This window comes from Kribbella sp. NPDC003505 (assembly GCF_040610875.1).
Taxonomy (GTDB): domain Bacteria; phylum Actinomycetota; class Actinomycetes; order Propionibacteriales; family Kribbellaceae; genus Kribbella.
The window spans coordinates 333,740-354,689 of sequence record NZ_JBEXNA010000004.1; the positions used below are offsets into that span (position 1 = coordinate 333,740).

19 protein-coding genes and 3 pseudogenes are annotated in these 20,950 nt (G+C 70.0%); 16 read left to right on the forward strand and 6 right to left on the reverse strand.

Annotated elements, in window-relative coordinates; translation table 11 throughout:
* Positions 1-59 precede the first annotated feature (59 nt).
* The 8 genes from ABZX12_RS15355 (at position 60) to ABZX12_RS15390 (ending at position 10,593) form a co-directional block, all read left to right on the forward strand.
* A complete protein-coding gene (locus ABZX12_RS15355) occupies positions 60-848 on the forward strand; it encodes a TIGR03084 family metal-binding protein (RefSeq protein ID WP_355693498.1) in 789 nt (262 codons plus the stop codon).
* Positions 845-2,554, forward strand: coding sequence for an acyclic terpene utilization AtuA family protein (locus tag ABZX12_RS15360; protein WP_355693500.1), 1,710 nt, complete (start codon positions 845-847; stop codon positions 2,552-2,554). The genes ABZX12_RS15355 and ABZX12_RS15360 overlap by 4 nt, the downstream gene beginning before the upstream one ends.
* Positions 2,551-3,660 carry an acyl-CoA dehydrogenase family protein gene (locus ABZX12_RS15365; RefSeq protein ID WP_355693502.1) on the forward strand — a complete coding sequence of 370 codons (1,110 nt, stop codon included), beginning with the start codon at positions 2,551-2,553 and terminating at the stop codon, positions 3,658-3,660. Before ABZX12_RS15360 ends, ABZX12_RS15365 begins: the two co-directional genes overlap by 4 nt.
* A gap of 74 nt (positions 3,661-3,734) precedes the next feature.
* Positions 3,735-5,270 carry a carboxyl transferase domain-containing protein gene (locus ABZX12_RS15370; RefSeq protein ID WP_355693504.1) on the forward strand — a complete coding sequence of 512 codons (1,536 nt, stop codon included), beginning with the start codon at positions 3,735-3,737 and terminating at the stop codon, positions 5,268-5,270.
* 5 nt (positions 5,271-5,275) lie between these two features.
* On the forward strand, positions 5,276-7,183 hold the full coding sequence (locus ABZX12_RS15375; RefSeq protein WP_355693506.1) for a biotin carboxylase N-terminal domain-containing protein: 1,908 nt from the start codon (positions 5,276-5,278) through the stop codon (positions 7,181-7,183).
* Between the two features lie 76 nt (positions 7,184-7,259).
* On the forward strand, positions 7,260-8,417 hold the full coding sequence (locus tag ABZX12_RS15380) for an acyl-CoA dehydrogenase family protein (RefSeq protein ID WP_355693508.1): 1,158 nt from the start codon (positions 7,260-7,262) through the stop codon (positions 8,415-8,417).
* 15 nt (positions 8,418-8,432) lie between these two features.
* Positions 8,433-9,989 carry an AMP-binding protein gene (locus ABZX12_RS15385; RefSeq protein WP_355693509.1) on the forward strand — a complete coding sequence of 519 codons (1,557 nt, stop codon included), beginning with the start codon at positions 8,433-8,435 and terminating at the stop codon, positions 9,987-9,989.
* Positions 9,982-10,593: a TetR/AcrR family transcriptional regulator gene (locus tag ABZX12_RS15390; RefSeq protein WP_355693511.1), complete on the forward strand. Its 612-nt coding sequence runs from the start codon at positions 9,982-9,984 to the stop codon at positions 10,591-10,593. Before ABZX12_RS15385 ends, ABZX12_RS15390 begins: the two co-directional genes overlap by 8 nt.
* Here ABZX12_RS15390 and ABZX12_RS15395 read toward each other — a convergent pair.
* Both ABZX12_RS15395 and ABZX12_RS15400 read right to left on the reverse strand, forming a co-directional pair.
* Positions 10,566-10,739, reverse strand: a complete 174-nt coding sequence (locus ABZX12_RS15395) for a helix-turn-helix domain-containing protein (protein ID WP_355694290.1) — start codon at positions 10,737-10,739, stop codon at positions 10,566-10,568. The genes ABZX12_RS15390 and ABZX12_RS15395 overlap by 28 nt on opposite strands.
* Positions 10,740-11,276: 537 nt before the next feature.
* Positions 11,277-11,477 (reverse strand): annotated as a pseudogene (locus ABZX12_RS15400) (AraC family ligand binding domain-containing protein); the annotation flags it as partial.
* A 54-nt stretch (positions 11,478-11,531) separates the two neighbouring features.
* Here ABZX12_RS15400 and ABZX12_RS15405 point away from each other — a divergent pair.
* On the forward strand, positions 11,532-12,650 hold the full coding sequence (locus ABZX12_RS15405; protein WP_355693513.1) for an MFS transporter: 1,119 nt from the start codon (positions 11,532-11,534) through the stop codon (positions 12,648-12,650).
* Between the two features lie 21 nt (positions 12,651-12,671).
* On the opposite strand, the gene ABZX12_RS15410 is transcribed toward ABZX12_RS15405, so the two are convergent.
* On the reverse strand, positions 12,672-13,037 hold the full coding sequence (locus ABZX12_RS15410; RefSeq protein WP_355693515.1) for a hypothetical protein: 366 nt from the start codon (positions 13,035-13,037) through the stop codon (positions 12,672-12,674).
* 145 nt (positions 13,038-13,182) lie between these two features.
* Here ABZX12_RS15410 and ABZX12_RS15415 point away from each other — a divergent pair, with 145 nt between their 5' ends.
* The 3 genes and pseudogenes from ABZX12_RS15415 to ABZX12_RS15425 form a co-directional block, all read left to right on the forward strand.
* The gene (locus tag ABZX12_RS15415; protein ID WP_355693517.1) at positions 13,183-14,634 is read left to right on the forward strand and encodes an MDR family MFS transporter; all 1,452 of its coding nucleotides are present in this window, start codon (positions 13,183-13,185) and stop codon (positions 14,632-14,634) included.
* 96 nt (positions 14,635-14,730) lie between these two features.
* Positions 14,731-15,024 (forward strand): annotated as a pseudogene (locus ABZX12_RS15420) (NUDIX domain-containing protein); the annotation flags it as partial.
* A 395-nt stretch (positions 15,025-15,419) separates the two neighbouring features.
* Positions 15,420-15,584, forward strand: a pseudogene (locus tag ABZX12_RS15425) (GNAT family N-acetyltransferase); the annotation flags it as partial.
* 255 nt (positions 15,585-15,839) lie between these two features.
* On the opposite strand, the gene ABZX12_RS15430 reads toward ABZX12_RS15425, so the two are convergent.
* The gene (locus tag ABZX12_RS15430; protein ID WP_355693519.1) at positions 15,840-16,271 is read right to left on the reverse strand and encodes a MarR family winged helix-turn-helix transcriptional regulator; all 432 of its coding nucleotides are present in this window, start codon (positions 16,269-16,271) and stop codon (positions 15,840-15,842) included.
* A gap of 28 nt (positions 16,272-16,299) precedes the next feature.
* On the opposite strand from ABZX12_RS15430, the gene ABZX12_RS15435 reads away from it, so the two are divergent.
* A complete protein-coding gene (locus tag ABZX12_RS15435) occupies positions 16,300-16,755 on the forward strand; it encodes a hypothetical protein (protein ID WP_355693521.1) in 456 nt (151 codons plus the stop codon).
* 335 nt (positions 16,756-17,090) lie between these two features.
* On the opposite strand, the gene ABZX12_RS15440 is transcribed toward ABZX12_RS15435, so the two are convergent.
* The gene (locus ABZX12_RS15440) at positions 17,091-17,264 is read right to left on the reverse strand and encodes a hypothetical protein (RefSeq protein ID WP_355693523.1); all 174 of its coding nucleotides are present in this window, start codon (positions 17,262-17,264) and stop codon (positions 17,091-17,093) included.
* A 228-nt stretch (positions 17,265-17,492) separates the two neighbouring features.
* Between ABZX12_RS15440 and ABZX12_RS15445 the strand changes: the two genes are divergently transcribed.
* Complete coding sequence (locus ABZX12_RS15445) at positions 17,493-18,788, forward strand: XRE family transcriptional regulator (protein WP_355693525.1); 1,296 nt, start codon at positions 17,493-17,495, stop codon at positions 18,786-18,788.
* A gap of 4 nt (positions 18,789-18,792) precedes the next feature.
* The gene (locus tag ABZX12_RS15450; RefSeq protein WP_355693526.1) at positions 18,793-19,326 is read left to right on the forward strand and encodes a GNAT family protein; all 534 of its coding nucleotides are present in this window, start codon (positions 18,793-18,795) and stop codon (positions 19,324-19,326) included.
* A 6-nt stretch (positions 19,327-19,332) separates the two neighbouring features.
* Here the strand turns inward: ABZX12_RS15450 and ABZX12_RS15455 are convergent, their stop codons facing one another.
* Entirely contained in the window at positions 19,333-20,313 is a 981-nt protein-coding gene (locus ABZX12_RS15455; RefSeq protein ID WP_355693528.1) for a winged helix-turn-helix domain-containing protein, read from the reverse strand.
* 144 nt (positions 20,314-20,457) lie between these two features.
* Between ABZX12_RS15455 and ABZX12_RS15460 the strand changes: the two genes are divergently transcribed.
* Positions 20,458-20,949, forward strand: coding sequence for a nuclear transport factor 2 family protein (locus ABZX12_RS15460; RefSeq protein ID WP_355693530.1), 492 nt, complete (start codon positions 20,458-20,460; stop codon positions 20,947-20,949).
* The last annotated feature ends 1 nt before the right edge of the window (position 20,950 follow it).

A 20,950-nucleotide genomic window follows, 5' to 3' on the forward strand; every position in this document is an offset into this window, starting at 1 on the left:
GATTCTTTTTGTGGGGCGTGGGACGCTCGGCTGGACGGCGGCTCGCGAGGGAGTGTGGCGTGCAACTGGACGAAGTGCTGGCGGATCTTTGGGCCGAGAGTGCTGAGCTGGATCGGTTGGTGGGTGGCCTCGCCGCGGAGGAGTGGGCTACGCCTACGCCGGCCGAGGGGTGGACGATCGCGCATCAGATCGCTCATCTGACCTGGACCGACGAGGCGACACAGCTGGCCGTGACCGACCCCGAGGCGTTCAAGGCGTCGCTGCAGACGGCCGCAGCGAGCCCCACGACGTACGTCGACGACGGCGCCGCGGAGACTGCCGCGTTGCCGCCGGACCAGCTGCTGACCTACTGGCGAGAGACCCGGGCCGAGGTCGCCGAGGCGCTGAAGAAGGTGCCGCCGGGCGAGAAGGTGCTGTGGTACGGGCCGCCGATGAGTCCGACCTCCATGGCGACGGCGCGTCTGATGGAGACGTGGGCCCATGGGCAGGACGTGTTCGACGCCCTCGGCGTACAACGCCAGCCGTCGAACCGGCTGCGGCACGTCGCGCATCTCGCGGTCCGCACGCGGGACTTCGCGTACCTGCTCAACGACCGCAAGCCGCCCGCCGAGCCGTTCCGTGTCGAACTGACCGGCCCGGACGGTGACGTGTGGACCTGGGGTCCTGAGGATGCGGCGCAGCGGGTGACCGCGCCGGCCCTCGACTTCTGCCTGCTCGCGACGCAGCGCCGGCACCGGGACGACCTTGCGGTGCGAGCTGAGGGTGCGGACGCCGAGGAGTGGTTGGGGATCATCCAGGCCTTCGCCGGATTGCCGGGGAAGGGACGTCGCGCGGGGCAGTTCGGATGACCGAGGCGCTGCGGATCGGTAATGCGTCCGGGTTCTACGGCGACCGGTTCGGCGCGGTGCAGGAGATGCTGACCGGCGGGCCGCTGGATGTGCTGACGGGCGATTACCTGGCCGAGCTGACGATGCTCATCCTCGGGCGGGACCGGATGAAGGACCCGGGCCTGGGTTATGCGAAGACGTTCCTCAAGCAGCTCGAGACCGGGCTGGGCGAGGCGCTCGACCGGGGCGTGAAGATCGTCAGCAACGCGGGCGGTCTCAACCCGTCGGGGCTCGCCGCGGCGATCACCGACCTGGCGGAGCGGCTCGGATTGCATCCGAAGATCGCGTACGTCGAAGGCGACGATCTCGTCGACCGCGCGCAGGAGCTGGGGCTGGGCGCGCCGTTGACCGCCAATGCGTACCTAGGCGCCTGGGGTATCGCCGAGGCGCTGCAGGCCGGTGCGGACGTGGTGGTGACCGGGCGGGTCACCGACGCGTCCGTGATCGTCGGCCCGGCCGCGGCCCACCACGGCTGGAAGCGGACGCAGTACGACGAACTCGCCGGGGCGGTCGTCGCCGGGCACGTGATCGAGTGCGGTTGTCAGGCGACCGGCGGGAACTACGCGTTCTTCACCGAGATCCGCGACTTCGGGCGGCCCGGGTTCCCGATCGCGGAGATCCACGCGGACGGCAGCAGCGTGATCACCAAGCACGACAACACCGGCGGCGCGGTCACGATCGACACGGTCAAGGCACAGCTGCTCTACGAGGTCGCCGACGCCCGGTACGCCGGACCCGACGTCACGACCCGCCTCGACACGATCGAGCTCGCCGCCGACGGCCCCGACCGCGTTCGGATCTCCGGGGTCCGCGGCGAAGCGCCGCCGCCGACGTACAAGGTCTCGCTGAACAGCGTCGGCGGTTTCCGCAACGAGGTCGACTTCGTCCTCACCGGGCTGCAGTTGGAGCAGAAGGCCGAGCTCGTGCAGCAGCAGCTCGAGCAGGCGCTGCCGAAGCGGCCGGCCGAGCTGACGTGGACGCTGGCCTGGACCGAGAAGCCGAACGCCGAGTCCGAGGAGGAGGCCAGCGTCTTCCTCCGGTGCGCGGTCAAGGATCCGGACCCGAAGGTCGTTGGTCGCGCGTTCAGCAGCGCCGCGATCGAGCTGGCGCTGGCGAGCTATCCCGGCTTCCATGTCACCGCGCCGCCCGGCGACGGTTCGCCGTACGGCGTCTTCCGCGCCGGGTACGTCGATATCCACGAGGTGCAGCACGTCGTCGTCCTGCCCGACGGATCGCGGCAGGTCGTCGAACCCGCGCTCGAGACGCGGCCGCTGCGTCCGGTCGACGACATCGAGGCCCCGATGCCGCTGCTGCAGCTGTCCAGCGGACCGCCGCGCACTCGCGAGGTCCCGCTCGGCCGGATCGCCGGCGCGCGCTCGGGTGACAAGGGCGGCGACGCGAACGTCGGCGTCTGGGTCCGCGACGAGAAGGCTTGGCGCTGGCTCGCGCACTCTCTCACGGTCGAGCTGTTCCAGACGCTGCTGCCGGAGACGCGGCCGCTGAGAGTCACGCGCTACCTGCTTCCGAACCTGTGGGCGCTGAACTTCGTGGTCGAGGGTCTGCTGGGTGAGGGCGTCGCGGCGCAGGCGCGGTTCGATCCGCAGGCGAAGGCGCTCGGCGAGTGGCTGCGGTCGCGGTACGTCGACGTGCCGGAGGTGCTGTTGTGAACGACTTCCGGGAGTCTGTACGGCGGTTCATGGCGGCGGAGGTGCTGCCGCAGCTGGACCAGTGGGAGCGGGACGGCGAACTGCCGCGGGAGCTGCACAAGAAGGCCGGCGCTGTCGGGTTGCTGGGCGTCGGATTCCCGGAAGCGGTCGGCGGGGGCGGCGGATCGCTGCTCGACGCGATCGACGTCGTGGAGGAGATGCACTACGCGGGCGGCTCCGGCGGCCTCGTGGCCGCGCTCCTGACCTGCGGAATCGCACTTCCGCACATCGTTGCCAGCGGCGACGAAGAGCAGATCGAGCGGTGGGTTCGGCCGACGTTGGCCGGCGAGATGATCGGGGCGCTGGCGATCACGGAGCCGGGCGGCGGGTCGGACGTGGCGTCACTTCGTACGACGGCGCGGCGCGAAGGCGACGTGTTCGTGGTGAACGGCGCGAAGACCTTCATCACGTCGGGGTGCCGTGCGGATTTCGTGACGACGGCTGTCCGCACCGACGGCCCGGGAGCGCACGGCATCAGTCTGCTGGTGATCGAGGCCGGGTTCGAGGTGTCGCGGCGGCTGGAGAAGATGGGCTGGCTGTGCTCCGACACGGCCGAACTGTCGTTCGACAACGTGCGGGTGCCGGCGCGCAACCTGATCGGCGCGCCTGGCAGTGGGTTCGTCCAGCTGGCCGTGAACTTCGTTGCGGAGCGATTGACGTTGGCTGTGCAGGCCTATGCGGGGGCTCAGCGGGCGCTTGATCTGACCGTCGAGTGGTGCCGTCAGCGCGAGACCTTCGGGCGGCCGTTGATTTCTCGGCAGACGGTGCAGCACACGCTGACCGAGATGGCGCGGCGGGTGGACGTGGCGCGGGTCTACGTACGCGACGTGGCGCGGCGCGCGGACGCGGGCGAGGACGTGATCGCTGAGACCTGTTTCGCCAAGAACACCGCGGTCGCGGCGGGGCAGTGGGTCTGTGACCAGGCGCTGCAGCTGCACGGCGGCCTCGGGTACATGCGCGAGGCCGAGGTGGAACGCCAGTACCGCGACCAGAAGATCCTCGCCATCGGCGGCGGCACCACCGAGATCCTGACGAACTTGGCGGCGAAACGACTGGGGTTCACATGAACAACTCCGTTACGTCCGAAGTAGTGGCGGCACCCCCCGCCACTTCTTCGGACGCAAGCGCTCATCGGGCGGCGATGTTGGGGAAGTTGGCCGATTTGGAGCGGGAGCACGCGAAGGCGTTGGCGGGCGGCGGCGAGAAGTACGTCGACCGGCACCACCAGCGCGGGAAGTTGCTGGCCCGCGAGCGGATCGAGCTGCTGCTCGACCCGGACTCGTACTTCCTCGAGCTGTCGCCGCTGGCCGGCTGGGGATCCGACTTCACCGTCGGCGCCAGCCTGGTCACCGGTATCGGCGTGGTCGAGGGCGTCGAATGCCTGATCACCGCCAACGATCCGACCGTCAAAGGCGGATCCAGCAACCCCTGGACCCTGAAGAAGGCCTTGCGCGCGGACGAGATCGCGCGGGCGAACCGGCTGCCGGTGATCAGCCTGGTCGAGTCCGGCGGCGCGGACCTGCCGACGCAGAAGGAGATCTTCATCCCCGGCGGCGCGATGTTCCGGAACCTGACCCGGTTGTCGTCCGAGGGGATCCCGACGATCGCGCTGGTGTTTGGCAACTCGACCGCGGGCGGCGCGTACATCCCGGGGATGAGCGACTACGTCGTGATGGTCGACGGCGGCGCGAAGGTGTTCCTGGCCGGGCCGCCGCTGGTGAAGATGGCGACCGGCGAGGACGCGGACGACGAGTCGCTCGGCGGTGCGTCGATGCACGCGCGGCAGTCCGGCCTGGCCGACTACTTCGCGGTGGACGAACCCGACGCGATCCGGCTCGGGCGGCAGATCGTGTCCCGGCTGAACTGGCGCAAACTCGGTCCGCCGGCCGCCCCGTCGTACGACGAACCGCACTTCGGCGCGGACGACCTGCTGGACATCGTGCCGGGTGACCTGAAGATTCCGTTCGATCCGCGGGACGTGATCGCGCGGGTGGTCGACGGGTCGGTGTTCGACGAGTTCAAGCCGCTGTACGGGTCCTCGCTGGCGACCGGCTGGGCGTCGGTGCACGGCTACCCGGTGGGGATCCTGGCGAACGCGCGCGGCGTGCTGTTCAGCGCGGAGTCGCAGAAGGCGGCGCAGTTCATCCAGTTGGCGAACCGTGCGAACACGCCGCTGATCTTCCTGCACAACACGACCGGCTACATGGTCGGGCAGGAGTACGAGCAGGGCGGCATCATCAAGCACGGCGCGCAGATGATCAACGCGGTCTCGAACTCGAAGGTCCCGCACATCTCGATCCTGATGGGCGCGTCGTACGGCGCCGGGCACTACGGGATGTGCGGCCGCGCGTTCGATCCGCGGTTCCTGTTCGCGTGGCCGTCGGCGAAGTCGGCGGTGATGGGACCGCAGCAGCTGGCCGGTGTGCTGTCGATCGTCGCGCGGGCGGCCGCCGACGCGAAGGGGCAGCCGTACGACGAGCAGGCCGACCGGCAGATGCGCGCGTACGTCGAAGGGCAGATCGAGGCGGAGTCGCTGCCGATGTTCCTGTCCGGCCGGCTGTACGACGACGGCGTCATCGATCCCCGCGACACTAGAACCGTGCTCGGCATCTGCCTGTCCGCCATCCACTCCGCCCCGGTCGAAGGCACCTCGTCCTTCGGCGTCTTCAGGATGTGACGCGCATGATCTCTTCGGTACTGGTCGCCAACCGCGGCGAGATCGCCCGCCGGATCTTCCGCACGGCCCGATCGCTCGGCCTGTCCACGGTGGCGGTGTATTCGAGCGCCGACGCGCGGATGCCGTTCGTGGACGAGGCCGATGCGGCCGTTCACCTGCCCGGGAACACACCGGGCGAGACCTATCTGCGGGCCGAGCTGATCGTCGAGGCGGCGTTGCGGGCCGGTGCGGACGCCGTCCATCCCGGCTACGGGTTCCTGTCGGAGAACGCCGCGTTCGCGCAGGCGGTGATCGACGCGGGGCTGACCTGGATCGGTCCGCCCGTGGACGCGATCTCGTCGATGGGGTCGAAGATCGAGGCGAAGAAGCTGATGGCGGCGGCCGGGGTGCCGGTGCTGGCCGAGCTCACGCCGGCCGAGGTGTCCGCCGACGATCTGCCGGTGCTGGTGAAGGCGTCGGCAGGCGGTGGCGGACGCGGGATGCGGGTGGTGTCGCGGCTGGAGGACCTCGCCGCCGAGATCGACGCGGCGTCGGCCGAGGCGTTGTCGGCGTTCGGGGACGGGACGGTGTTCTGCGAGCGGTATCTCGCGACGGGGCGGCACATCGAAGTACAGATCATGGCGGATCGGCACGGGACGATCTGGGCTGTCGGCGAACGGGAGTGCTCGATTCAGCGCCGGCACCAGAAGGTCGTCGAGGAAGCCCCGTCGCCGCTCGTCGACCGCATCCCGGCGATGCGCGCCGAGTTGTTCGACGCCGCGCGGAAGGCGGCCGCGGCGATCAACTACACCGGCGCCGGGACGGTCGAGTTCCTCGCCGACGAGGACGGGAACTTCTACTTTCTCGAGATGAACACGCGGCTGCAGGTGGAGCATCCGGTGACCGAGGAGACGACCGGGCTCGACCTGGTCGAGCTGCAGCTCGCCGTCGCGTCCGGTGAGCAGCTACCACCTGAGCCGCCGCCCACGGTCGGGCATGCGATCGAGGTCCGGTTGTACGCCGAGGATCCCCAGCACGAATGGCACCCGCAGACCGGAGTGCTGCACCGCTTCACGCTGGAGCAGCAGGAGGGGTTGCGGGTCGATTCCGGGGTGGTCGACGGGTCGGAAGTCTCGCCGTACTACGACCCGATGCTCGCGAAGGTGATCGCGTACGGGGCCGATCGGGCCGCGGTCGCGCGGCGGCTGGCCGGGGTACTGGAGCGGGCGACGATCCACGGCGTCGGCACCAACCGGGACCTGCTCGGGTGGATCCTCCGGCATCCGGCGTTCCTCGCCGGCGACACCGACACCGCGTTCTTCGACACGCACGGGCTCGGCACGACGGTCGGCGACTCGGTGGTGCGGGCGTCGGCGTTGGCGGCGGCGCTGGCGGATGCGGCGGGACGACGTACGCCGGTGCGGGTGCCCAGCGGGTGGCGGAATCTGGTGTCGCAGCCGCAGCGGAAGAGCTATCGGTTCGGCGACGACGTCGTCGAGGTCGAGTATCGGCTGACCCGGGACGGATTGGTTGTCGACGGCAACACCGCGCTGATCTCCCTGGAACCCGGGAGGGTCGCGCTCGAAGTCGACGGTGTGCGCAGGGCGTTCGACGTCGCGACGTACGGCGGGCTCGTGTGTGTGGACTCGGCGCTCGGCAGCGTGACGCTGCGGCCGGTCGAGCGGTTCGTCGATCCGGCCGATCAGGTCGTCGCCGGGTCGTTGGTGGCGCCCATGCCGGGGACCGTGATCCGGGTCGGCGTCGCGGTCGGTGACGTGGTGAAACAAGGACAGCCGCTGCTCTGGCTGGAGGCGATGAAGATGGAGCACACGATCGCCGCCCCGGCGGACGGCGTCGTCGGTGAGTTGACGGTGGCAGCAGGACAACAGGTCGAGGTCGGCGCCGTACTGGCCGTGGTTGGGGAGGACGCATGAACGAGCGCAGCGAGTTCATCAGAAAGCACAGCGCGATTCGTGCCTCATCGGCGCCCGGAGCGAAGCGAGGACGCCGATGAGCTACGTGGAATCCGACGAACGTCGCGAGCTGCGAAGGGTCGTCGGCGAGCTCGGGAAGAAATACGGCTACGAGTGGTTCAACCGGCAGGCCAGGACCGGCGGTCACATCACCGAGCTGTGGCTCGAGGCCGGCAAGCTCGGGTTCCTCGGCGTGAACCTTCCCGAGGAGTACGGCGGCGGTGGCGGCGGCATGGCCGACCTGTCGATCGTCCTCGAGGAGCTCGGCGCGGCCGGCTGCCCGCTGCTGATGATGGTCGTGTCGCCGTCGATCTGCGGCACGGTGATCTCCCGCTTCGGCACCGACGACCAGAAGCAGCACTGGCTGCCGGGCCTCGCCGACGGTACGACGATCATGGCGTTCGCGATCACCGAACCGGACGCCGGCTCGAACTCGCACCAGATCACCACCACGGCCCGCCGGACCGACGACGGCTGGTCGCTGACCGGGCGCAAGGTGTACATCTCCGGGCTGGACGTCGCGAAGGCCGTCCTGGTCGTCGGCCGCACCGAAGACGCCCGCACCGGCAAGCTGAAACCGGCCCTGTTCATCGTCCCGACCGACGCGCCGGGCGTGGAGTTCCGGCAGATCGAGATGGACCTGATCAGCCCGGACAAGCAGTACGCGTTGTTCCTGGACGACGTCCGACTGCCGCGCGAAGCGCTCGTCGGGTCCGAGGACGCGGCGCTCATGCAGCTGTTCGCGGGCCTCAACCCCGAGCGGATCATGGCGTCCGCGTTCGCGATCGGGATCGCTCGGCACGCGCTCGGCAAGGCGACGGCGTACGTCAAACAACGCCAGGTGTGGAAGCAGCCGATCGGTGCGCACCAGGGGATCGCGCATCCGCTGGCGCAGATCAAGATCGAGCTCGAGCTGGCCCGGCTGATGCTGCAGAAGGCGGCGGCGTTGTACGACGCGGGCGACGACCTGGCCGCGGGCGAGGCCGCGAACATGGCGAAGTACGCGGCCGGCGAGGTCGCCGTACGAGCCACCGATCAGGCAGTGCAATCGCTCGGCGGGAACGGTATGACTGTCGAGTACGGCGTTGCGTCACTGGTCGCGGCCGCACGCGCGACCCGGATCGCCCCGGTCAGCCGGGAGATGATCCTGAACTTCGTCGCACAGCACAGCCTCGGGTTGCCGAAGTCCTACTGAGAAAGGCCTGGGCCGATGATCATCACCAGCGAATTCCCGCCTGTCGAGGTGCTCGACCTCCCGATCCACGACGCCGTGCTCGGCAGAGCCCAGGAGTACGGCGACCGGCCGGCGATGGTCGACGGCGTCACCGGCAAGGAACTCAGCTACGCCCAACTGGACCACCTGACCCGGCGGGTCGCGGCCGGCCTGGCAGAGCTCGGCGTACAGCACGGCGACGTGATCGCGCTGTACAGCCCGAACACGATCCTGTACCCGGTGGTGTTCTACGGCGCCACGCGCGCCGGCGCGACCGTGACCACGGTGAACGCGCTCTACACCGCGGACGAGTTGCACAAGCAGTTGATCGACTCGAAGGCGAAGTTGCTGGTGACGATTTCGCTGTTCCTGCCGGTCGCGACCGCCGCGGTCGAGGGCACCGACGTCGGGCAGATCTTCGTCTGCGACCAGGCCGAGGGGTACCGGTCGATCCAGGAGCTGTTCGCCTCCACCGCTCCCGAGCCGTCGGTGACGATCGATCCGGCGGCGGACGTCGCGGTGCTGCCCTACTCGAGCGGGACCACCGGCGCGGCCAAGGGCGTGATGCTGACGCACCGGAACATCGCGACGAACATCGCGCAGGCCGAGGCCACGATCAAGCTGGGCGAGGACGAGCGGGTCATCGCGATCCTGCCGTTCTTCCACATCTACGGGCTGACCGTCCTGATGAATCTGCCGCTGCGGCTCGGCATCACGGTCGTGGTACTGCCGAAGTTCGACCTGGAGCAGTTCCTGACCACGCTCCAGGACCAGCGGATCACGCGGGCGTTCGTCGCACCGCCGGTGGTTCTGGCACTGGCGAAGCACCCGGCCGTCGACTCGTTCGACCTGTCCGCGCTGCAGCACGTGATGTCGGCCGCGGCGCCGTTGGACGGCGAGCTGGCCGAGGCGTGCGCGAAGCGGCTCGGTCTGCACGCGGTGACGCAGGCCTACGGGATGACCGAGCTGTCGCCGGGCACGCACGCCGTACCGCAGGACGACCCGGAGCCGCCGCCGGGTGCGGTCGGCAAGCTGTTCCCCTCGACGGAGATGCGGCTGGTCGGTGCGGACGGCGAGGACGCGGACGAGGGTGAGATCTGGATCCGCGGGCCGCAGGTGATGAAGGGGTACCTCGGCCGGCCCGCCGAGACCGACGCGACGATCGACCGCGACGGCTGGCTGCACACCGGTGACATCGGGCGGATGGACGCGCGGGGTTATCTGTACGTCGTGGATCGGGTGAAGGAGCTGATCAAGTACCACGGGTACCAGGTGCCGCCGGCGGAGCTGGAGGCCGTGCTGCTCACCGACGACCGGATCGCCGACGCGGCCGTCATCGGGGTCGAGGCGGAGGGCAACGAAGTGCCGAAGGCGTTCGTGGTGCCGATGCCGGGGGTGTCGTTGACCGCCGAGGACGTGATCGAGTACGTCGCGGCGCGGGTGGCGCCGTACAAGAAGATCCGGCAGGTGGAGTTCATCGACGCGGTGCCGAAGGCCGCGTCGGGGAAGATCTTGCGGCGTGAACTGCGGGCGCGTGAGGCCGCGCGTGAGTGAGGCGCTGAAAGCGCCCCAGCAGGATCGGTCGCGGGCGACCCGGCAGCGGCTGCTGGAGGCTGCGGTCGACTCGCTGGCCGAGGTCGGGTACGCCGCGACGACGGTAGCGGTCGTCGCGGCGCGGGCCGGAGTGTCGCGGGGTGCGGCGCAACACCACTTCCCGACCCGGGCGGACCTGTTCGCGGCGGCAGTGGAGTACATGACGGAGGTGCGGCTGGCGGAGATCCGCGCCCAGGCCGCCGCGCTGCCGAGCGGGGCGGGGCGGACCGAGGCGATCGTCGGGATGCTGGCCGACGTGTACACCGGGCCGCTGTTCCGGGCCGCGCTGCATCTGTGGGTGGCGGCGTCGACGGAGGAGGCGTTGCGGCAGCAGATCGTGCGGCTGGAGGCACACGTCGGGCGGCAGGCGCACCGAGCGCTGCTCGACGTCCTCGAGGTGAGCGAGCGGACCCCTGGAGTGCGGGAGACCGTGCAGGGTGTGCTCGACATGGCGCGTGGTCTGGGGCTGGCTGATCTGCTGACCGACGACAGTGCGCGGCGGCGGGGCATCGTGCGGCAGTGGAGCCGCATCCTCGATCAGGCTCTGCGCGACCCGGGGGTGTGACCGAAGGCGCTCTTGAAGGTGTCGATGAACGCACTCGTCGACGCCCAGCCGGTCGCGTGCGCCACCCGCGTCACGGACTCCCCGTCCGCCAGCAACACCAACGCCTCATGCAACCGCAACTGCGTCCGCCACTGCGGAAAGCTCATCCCCAGCTCAGCACGGCACAGCCGACTCAGTGTCCGCTCACTTGCCCCCGCCTCCCGCCCGAACTCAGCCAGCGTCCGCCCGTCCGCCGGATCCGCCCGCACCATCCCACACACCGCCACAAGCCGCGCGTCCCGCGGCGCAGGCAAGTAGGTCGGCCGCTGAGCCGACCGTCGCAACTGGTCCAGCAACACACGCCGCAACCGCTCACGCTCACCAGTCTCAAGGCCCTTCGCGCCTTGACCAGGTCCACCGCCTTCGCCGGGGCCGGCGGCATCGCGGCGCCCAGCGCCCTCACGGGGCCCGGGGCCCTCGCCGTCCCCGGCAGCCCCGCGGCGCCCCGCGGCATCGCCGTCCGTGGAGGCCCCGCCGCGTCTGGTGCCGCCGCCGGAGGCGGCTGGGACGGCTTCCTCATCTGATGTGTACGTGAGGATGAGTTCTCTGAGGAGGGGGCTGACTACAAGGGCCGACGGGGTGGTCAGGGCTAGGGGGTTTTCTATGAGACCTACGGTGTGGAGGGTTGTTTCGCCGTAGGCGCGGTGTTGGTGGAGGGTGCCGGCGGGGATCCAGATGGCTCGGGTGGCGGGGGCTACCCACGTGCCGGCGTCGGTGGTGACGGAGAGGACCCCGCGGCCGGCGTACACGATCTGGTTCCGGTCGTGCCAGTGCGGCTCGATGCCGCCGCCGGCCACGATCGGGCGTCGGCCGGTGGTCGCGGGACGTTGGCGGGTTTCCGGCATCAGTTGGCATTTTATCGGAAGCCGGACACGCCACCCGGCGGTGACGATCGACGGGTGAAGAGACCGATCGGACTGATGGCCACCGGCCACGCGTGCGTGGACATCTATCAGGGCTGTGTCCCGGCGCTCGTACCGTTCCTGGTCGCCGAGCGCGGCCTCGGGTACGTCGCGGTGTCCGGCGTCACCCTCGCCGCGACGCTGCTGTCCTCGGTCGTGCAGCCGGTCTTCGGCGTTCTCACCGATCGCCGTCCGCTGACCTGGCTGATCCCGGTTGCGATGACCACCGCAGGACTCGGCATCGCCCTGATCGGCGTCGGGCACGATTACTGGCTGATCTGGCTGGCGGCGGCGCTGTCGGGCCTCGGCGTCGCGGCGTACCACCCGGAGGCAGCCCGCCTGGCCCGGATCGCGAGCGGCGGCAGCCATGTCGGGATGAGCTGGTTCTCGGTCGGCGGGAACGTCGGCTTCGCGCTGGCGCCGGTCCTCGTCACACCGATCATCGCGACGGGCGGGCTGTCGCTGACGCCGCTGCTCGTCGTACCAGCTGTTCTCGGCGCCGCGATCACCCCGTGGGCGATCCGCTCGCGCGTCGCCGTCACGACAGCCCGCGGCCGGAGTGGAGGCACGGACGACTGGCCGTCGTTCCTGCGGCTGTCGCTGATCATGATCTGCCGCTCGATCGTGTTCGTCGGCCTCGGGACGTTCATCGCGCTGTACGCCGGCCAGCGGGTCGGCGGCGGTACGACGACCGGCGGCGTCGCGCTGTTCGTGCTCTTCGCCGCCGGCGCGCTCGGCACCCTCCTGGGCGGCCGGCTCGCCACGCGCTACGGCCGGGTCCGCACACTGCGCACGTCGTACGCCGTCGCCGTCCCCGCGATCGCCTGCCTGGTGTTCGTTCCGGGACCGGCGTTCTTCGGGTTCCTCGCCGCGACCGCGATCGCGATGTCGATCCCGTTCTCGCTGCACGTGACACTCGGCCAGGACTTCCTGCCCGGACGCGTCGGTACGGCGGGCGGTATGACACTCGGCCTGGCGGTCAGCATCGGCGGCGTGGCCACGCCGGTCCTCGGCGCCATCGCGGAGCACACGTCGCTGCGGCTGGCGCTCAGCACGCTGATCGCGCTGGTCCTGTGCAGCACCTTGATCGGCTACGCCATCAACGAACCCGCCTGATCAGTACAGCTAGGGCATGCCCTAGCGGTCGAACTTCCGGTACGAGGCGTCGAGCTCGCGCACCTCGGCAGAGGCGTGCAGTGTGACGCCGTCCTGCGGCGGGATGAACTTGCCCAGCAGCTCCAGCGTGGCCTCGGTCAGCCGCGCCTTCACCTCGTCGGTGCGACCGGGCAGCAGGCCGATCGTCACCTGCACCAGAGCGTGCCCTGCGTCCGCCCTGTGTTCGTACCCGTAGGCCGACAGATTGTCGTACCTGATCATGGTCTTGCAGGCCTCGGGTTTGGCGGCGGCGATCTCGACGACGGCCTCGTGCAGTGCGCGGGTGAACCCGTCGACGTCGAGGGCGTCCTCGACCGGGTGCGAGTAGTCGACGGTGATCGCTGGCATGAGCACTCCTGTTCCACGGCGGACAACCAGAACCCTAACCTCCGGGCCTTGCAGTCGCCCCCGCTGCTTCGTCGTACGGACGGAGGTCCAGTGGGCGGTCCACCAGTGGGGAACAGTTGTCGGCTCACATACATTGGTTGGTGATATGACTACCGAGCGGATCGACCGGACGAGCGTGGGGCTCCGGTCGGAGCGAGGTCCGATCCTGCTCGCGGTGATGCTGAGCATCGGACTGGTCGCGATCGACGCGACGATCCTGGCCACCGCCGTACCGTCCGTGGTCGCCGACCTCGGCGGGTTCACCCAGTTCCCCTGGCTGTTCTCGATCTACCTGCTCGCACAGGCCGTGTCGGTGCCGATCTACGGCAAGCTCGCGGACCAGCGCGGCCGCAAGCCGATCATGCTGCTCGGCGTCGGGCTGTTCGTGCTCGGGTCGGTGCTGTGCGGGTTCGCCTGGAGTATGCCGGCGCTGATCGCGTTCCGGCTCGTGCAGGGGCTCGGCGCGGGCGCGATCCAGCCGATCGGCATGACGATCGTCGGCGACATCTACACGGTCGCGGAGCGCGCCAAGGTGCAGGGCTACATCGCCAGCGTCTGGGGGATCTCGTCGTTCGTCGGCCCGACGCTCGGCGGCGTGTTCTCGGACTTCATCTCCTGGCGGTGGATCTTCTTCGTGAACATCCCGCTCGGGATCGCGGCCGCCTGGGTGCTGGTTCGCCGGTTCGAGGAGAAGGTCGCGGACAAGACCAGCCACCGGATCGACTACAGCGGCGCGATCCTGCTCGCGGTCGGCGGTTCGCTGCTGCTCCTCGGGTTGCTCGAGGGCGGCGTGATGTGGGACTGGGACTCGCCGGCGAGCATCGTGATCCTGGCCGCGGCCGTCGTCCTGCTGGTGGGCTTCGTGTTCGTCGAGCGGCGGGCGGCCGAGCCGATCCTGCCGCTGTGGGTGCTGCGTCAGCGGGTGCTGAACTCGGCGAACTCGGCCGCGCTGCTGATCGGCTTGCTGATGATCGGGCTGTCGACGTACGTGCCGCTGTTCGCGCAGAGCGTCCTCGGTACGTCGGCCCTCGTCGCCGGGTTCGCGCTCGCCGCGATGACGCTCGGCTGGCCGATCGCGGCGTCGTTCGCCGGGCGGATCTACCTGCGGGTCGGGTTCCGTACGACGATGCTGATGGGCTCGTTGATCGTCGTCCTCGGGTCCGGCGTGCTGCTCACGGTCGGGTCCGGGAGTTCGGTCCTGCACCTCGCCGCGGCGTGCTTCGTGATCGGGGTCGGGCTCGGCTTCTCCGCCTCTCCGTCGGTCGTCGCGGCGCAGTCGTCGGTCGACTGGCAGACGCGCGGCGTGGTGACCGGCGCGAACATGTTCTCCCGCTCGGTCGGCAGCGCGGTCGGGGTCGCGGTCTTCGGCGCGGTGGCGAACGGCGTGGTCGCCGCGCGCCTCGGCGACGACCACGCAGACCTGGAGAAGGTGCCGGCCGAGGTCCTCGCGCCCGCTGTCCACGACGTGTACTACGGCGCCGCCGCGGCCGCACTCCTCCTGGTCGTCGCCGTGCTCTTCATGCCGAACCGCATCACGGAGCGCCCCCTCCGGGATTAGGGCATGTCTGATAATCCAGCGCCGTCGCGAGGAGGTGCCGTGCCGAGTTGCCCCGCAGTAGGCGCTGGATTATCAGACATGCCCTAGGTTGGCTGTATGCGCGCGGTCGACTGTGTGGGGGCCTTGATCCGGGACGAGCAGCATCGCGTCTATCTGCAGCGGCGTACGGCGGAACGGCGGTTGCTGCCCGGGATCTGGGACATCGTCGGCGGGCACCTTGAGGTTGGTGAGACTCCGGAGCAGGCGCTGGCGCGCGAGGTCGAAGAGGAGACCGGCTGGAAGGTCCGCGACATCGTCTGGACCGTCGCGGACTGGGAATGGGAGTGGCAGGGCCGGGTACGGCGGGAGGTCGACTACCTCGTCACCGTCGACGGCGACCTTGGCCGGCCGCGCCTCGAAGCCGGCAAGCACGACGCGTCCGCCTGGGCCGGGCCGTACGACCTGGACCTGCTGATGGTGAACCGGACCGACGGCGACCGGCGACTGCGGGACCTGGTCGCACACACTGTCCGGACACGGTTCACGGACCGCCTGCAGCTCGAGCCGATGACCGGTCCGAACGGCGTGGTTCCCGGACATGCGGCGGACCTTCAGCGGATCTATCAGGACCCGTGGGTGGCCCGCTGGTACGACGAGACGCTGTCGGCGGAGCAGGCGGCCGCGCGGGTCGCTGAGCATCAGGCGGGCTGGGAACGGGACGCTGCCGGCAAGTGGATCGCCTACGACCTGGCGACCGGCGAGGCGGCCGGGCGGGCGGGCTGTCCCGGATTCCCGCTGACGCGCCGGTGGCCGCGGCGATCGCCGGTCTGGTCGGCGCGGACTGGGCCACTGACCGGCTCGAGCTCGGCTGGGCGCTCACCGAGCCGTACCGTGGCCGCGGCCTCGCCACCGAGATCGGCCGCGCCGGCCTCGACTACGCCTTCAGCACGTTGAACGCCTCATCAGTCATCGCTTTCACCGAGCGGATAAACACGGCCTCCCAGGCGGTGATGCGGCGCCTGGGCATGGAGTACGCCGGGGAGATCCGCGCGGAGGGCTGGAACGCCAACGCCTCGGCCGTCGTACCCGACGCGCCGTTTGCGGTCTACGTCACGGACCGGTGATCACCTGAAGGTGACCTTGAACAGGCTATTGCCTGTCCACGGTCTCCAGCTTCTGTTCAAGCCTGCCGGTTTTGGTCCGCGCCGCGGACCGGAAGCGGACATCTAGCGGTCCAGGGCGGTGACGAAGCGGGTCAGGAGGGCGGCGAAGTCGTTTCGTTCGTCGTGCGTCCAGTCTTCCATCGCGGCGGCGAAGCGGTCCCGGCGGAAGGCGTGGACGGTGTCCAGTTGGGACCTGCCGTCCGCGGTGAGGGCGAGGTTGGTGCGGCGGCCGTCCGCCTGGTCGGCCTCGCGGCGGACCAGGCCCGCGGAGACCGCGGCGGCGACGAGTTTGCTCGCGCGGGGCTGGTCGACGCCGAGGGCCGCGGCGATGCCGTTGACGCCGAGCGGGTCGGGCTCGGCCGCCTCGATCGCGTCGAGGACCTCCTGGACCGGGTCGGGTCCGCCGGACTGGACGGCGAACGTACGGCGGGTCTGCCGCCGGCGGATCGCGATCATCGCCGCTTCTACCGCGGCGACCGGGTCGGGGTTGTCCATGTCCGGCTCCAACCATATGCTCTTTGACATGTATATGTCCGGTGACAACAAGCCTATCGGCTGGTGGCTGAAAGAAGTCGACCGCCTGCTGGAGCAGTCGTTCGAGCAGCTGCTCGCAGCCGACGGGCTGACCCGGCGCCAATGGCAGGCGCTCAACGCAGCGGCAGGCGGCACACTGAGAGGTGGCGCGGGGGCGAGCAGCCAGGACGGTGCGAGCGCGCCCGGCGGAGGCGTGAGCGGAGCGATCGCGGCAGCGCTGGCGCCGTTCCTCAGTGGGGAGGCGGAGCTGGCTGCGGTTATGCAGCCACTGGTCCGGCGCGGATGGTTGGTCCGCGAGACGCTGACCGCCGCGGGTGAGGACGCGCTGCGGAGGCTGTCCGAGAAGGTGCAGGAGCAGCGGCGGCGGGTGACTGCGGGGATCTCGGAGGCGGAGTACCTGGTGACGGTCGACGTGCTTCGGCGGATGGCCGGCAATCTGACATGAGGAGGCTCCGGGTGTGACCGCCCAGGCGCGACGGTCACACTCGGAGCCGACCACCTCAAGGGGGAGGTTCCCGGTGAGGTGTCGGGAGCCTCCGGTGTCCTACCGCCCAGGACACTCGGCCCTGCCTGGCCCGAGGTGTCGGCCAGGAGGTGGGTTGGAGCGGCTGGGCGGCGGCGATACAGGGAACTCAGCCGCCAAGCCCAGCCGGGTCAGGTGGGCGGTGCGGTCCGGAGCTGAGGAGTGCTCCGGACCTTCCAAGCGCTGCCCCTGAACGTGAGGAGACTCCAGGGCGCAGCGGACCGGGTCTGAGGAGGACCCGGAAGCGATCAGGTGCTTCAGTCGGTCGGGTCGGCCGGGCCGAGCAGGTCGTTGGTCACCTTGAGACCGGCGAAACGGCGCCGCATCGCCTGTTCGTAGCGGGCTGCCAGGGGCGCCTCCGCGACGTACTGCGCGATCACGTGCTCGCCGAACCAGACCCGGACTCTGCGCCGGTGCTGCCTCGACGTCATTTCCGCGATGGTCACAACCTCTCACCCCGTAACTCTCAGCCCTTGCAACCAGTTGGACTTACTGGTTGTCATGGCAGTAATGGTGCACGAGCCCAACGTGACCGCTCTAGGACCTGGACCGGACCTTTGCCGGACCTCTTCCGGTCCTCTCGCGGACATCTGGGGGACAGCACCTTGTCGTGGGGCACAAGTCGAGACAACGTCTGACTGACGTGAACGGGAGGAACGATGGCGGGTAGGTACGCGCCAAAGACGGTCCTGGCGCACCTGATCCAGCGCCGGAACCAGACCTACTCCGAGATCGTCGCCGAGTTCGTCGAGCTGGGTGGAACCATCACCGAGCGGCACCTGCGTCGCCTCGCATCGGGCGAGCGTGCGGGGACCACTCCTCAGACCCGGCGCACCCTGCAACGCATGTTCGGCAAGCCGGTCGAGGAGCTCCTCGCGCCGTATGCGCCGGAACAGGCCGCCCAGGTGGTGCCGGCACCTGCCGCGAGTGGACGGATCACGACAGGTAATGAGATGGAGGTTCTCGACATGGCTGCCAGCCGCGCGAGGGCGTTTGCCCTCGCGGCCCAGTCCGGTCTCGGAAGCGAGGCCATGGAACAGGTGTACGCCGACGTACGCCACGCCGCCCAGGCGTACCCGCAGCGTCCACTGCCGGAGATCCTCGGCCAGCTGGTCGAGACGCAGGACCTGGTCTTCGGTCTGCTGGAGAGCCGGCAGCGCCCGGACCACCACCGCCAGCTCTACTTCCTGGCCGGCGTCACCGGCGGCCTGCTCGCCAAGGCGTCCCACGACCTCGGCAACCCGCACGCCGCGCTGACCCAGGCGCGGACCGCGTTCATGTGTGCCGACAACGCCGACCACCACGGCCTGCGCGCCTGGGTGCGCGGCCTGCAGTCCCTCGTCTCGTACTGGGCCGGCAACCCGCACGACTCGGTGCGCTATGCGCAGCTCGGCGCCGGCTACGCCGAGCAGGCCAACAGCACTACCAGCGTCTGGCTGCCGGTCAGCGAGGCCCGCGCCTGGGCCGCGCTCGGCAACCCGGAGGCCACCCGGGCCGCGCTGGAGCGCGCCGAGGAGGCGTGGAACTCGGTCCACAACGACGACCTGGACGACATGGGCGGCCTGTGCACCTTCGGCCGCAACCGCCAGCTGTACTACGCCGCGGACGCGCTGGCCTGGCTGCCCGGTGAGGTCGAGCAGGCCGAGCGGTACTCGAGCCAGGCCGTCGACGCCTACACCGACCAGAACCACCCGGAGTGGGCCTTCGGCGACGCCGCCGGCAGCCACGCGGCGATGGCGATCACCCGGATCGCGAGCGGTGAGCTGGACGGCGCGGCGGACGCGCTGGCCCCGGTGCTGACGCTGCCGACCGAGCGCCGGATCAACGGCGTCGTGCACTCGGCGCGCCGGGTCCACCAGGCGCTGCGGCAGTCCGGCCGCGCCGACGACGCCCGGGAGCTGCAGGAGGAGATCGAGACCTTCACCCGGACCCCGATGCAGACCTACCCCCGTTAGCCGGATGGATCCGCTCACCGGCGAACGGACCGTACTGCGCGAATTCCGGACAACCGATCTCGACGACTATCTGTCCATCGCCGGTGACGACCGGGTCACCACCTGGATGGCCTTCGACAGCTACGACCGGGCCAAGGCCGAGCAGAACCTGGCCGGCATCCTCCAGCGGTCCGCCCAGCAGGACCGTCCCGATTACATGCTCGCCGTGACCCGGCCGGACGACGATCGCGTGATCGGGTTCGCCCGGATCGCGCCGAGCGCGGCCTGGACGGCGAAGCTCGGCTACGCGATCGGCGCCGACCACTGGGGCCGCGGGTACGCCACGGACGCGGCCCGGGTGCTGTTGCGTTTCGCTTTCGGCCCGCTCGGCCGGCACCGCGTCACCGCCGCGATCGGCCCCGAGAACGAGGCCTCGATCGCGGTGGTCAAACGCCTCGGCTTCACCTACGAGGGCCACCTCCGCGACCACGTCTTCACCAACGGCGCCTGGCGCGACTCGCTGCTGTACTCGCTGCTGGAGCAGGAGCACACCGTCTGACGCTGCTCACGGTGCGGCCCGCCAGGCGGCGGGCCCACCCTCGGCGAGATCGGCGCCGAGCGGTGTCCGCGCGTACAGCACCTGGCGACCATCCCGGCGGGACACCACGATCCCGGACGCCGCCAGCACCGACAGATGGTCGCTGACCGTGCCGGGTGACACTCCGATCCGGCGCGCCAGCCAGGTCGTGGTCCTCGGCAGGTCCAGGGCCTGCAGGATCGCGGCACGCGAACGTCCCAGCAGGGCCGAGAGTGCGTCCGGCTCGCCAGCGGTCCCTCTCGGCTCCCAGACCAGTGCCGATCCACGCGCCGCGTAGCTGATCACGCACCCCGACGCCGGCTGCCCGACGGCGATCCACGGCCAGCGGAACGCGGACGGAACCAGCCACACGCCCTCCGGACCGCACGACACGGTCGCCTTCGTCCGATGGAACGCCACAGTGAGCGCACCGTCGCCGTACGAGAGTTCGTGGTGCACCTCGTTGACCGCCTGCGCGACGCCCGCTCGCGCGATCAGCCGGCTGTGGTACGCCAGATCGTCGATGGCCACTCCCTCGACCCGCTCCCAGATCGGCTCGAGCATGTCGCGCCAGTACGCCGACAGCTCCGTCGCGACCTTGTCGGCGTACTGCGCGGCGCCCGCGAACGCGAACTCCGGCCGACGCCGGGACAGCTCCTCCAGGTCGGAACGCAGTACGGCGTCCTCGGTGTCTCGCAGCGCGGCGATCTGGACCAGCGGATGCGGTGGGTCGACCTGCGGCGCGGGCGCGAGGATGTCCGGAAACCACTGCCGGTCGGACGTGAGCGCCAGCAGGAACGGCAGGTCGTAGCCGGGGCTGGACGGGAGGCGGCTGCGCAGCCGCAGGTGCATCGCATGCTGCCGTGGAAACGTCAGCACGTGCAGGCTCGCGACGGTCTCCCACACGGCATCGCTGGTCAGCCGCACCGAGCCGAGGCCGGCGGCTCCGAGCTCGATACGCAATGCCACGTGTCCTCCCCACCGTCGTGCCGCTCACTGTAGTGACGCCGCGGTGCCTGACCACGACCCTTCCGGCTGGACGGAAACGTGGTCGGCACGTAGGGCGACGGGCCAGCCTGTTCCATCACAAGCCACAGGGACAGGAGCTGCCGGATGAAACGAGCGATGACCCGCGCCGCCTGGGGCGCGGCTGTGGTTGCGGGGCTGACCACGACCACCTTGGGCGCCACCGACGCGTCCGCCCGGGACACCGAGGAACGGAACGCGCGGTGCCTGCGCCAGTTCGAGGCGACCCAGCGCGCGGACATGGAGTCGTTCCGGGACTTCGACGCCGCCACGTTCCGCTCGGTGCACGCCGAGGACGCAGTCAGCATCTATCCGACCGGCCAGCGGTACGTCGGTCTCGACGCGATCATGGCGGCGGCCCGGAGCCATTTCAGCAACAAGATCGCGGTGTGGTCGTGGACCGAGCTCGGCCGCCGGGTGGACGGGTGCCGTTCGGCGGTCATCACGTACGACGCGACGTACGACATCCCGAAGTACGCGTACCACCAGCGGGCGCTGACCGTGGTCACGTACGTGTACGAGCGTGGCCGCTGGCTGGCGGTCATGGACCAGGGCACCCTGCTGGAGGTCAGCGGCTGAG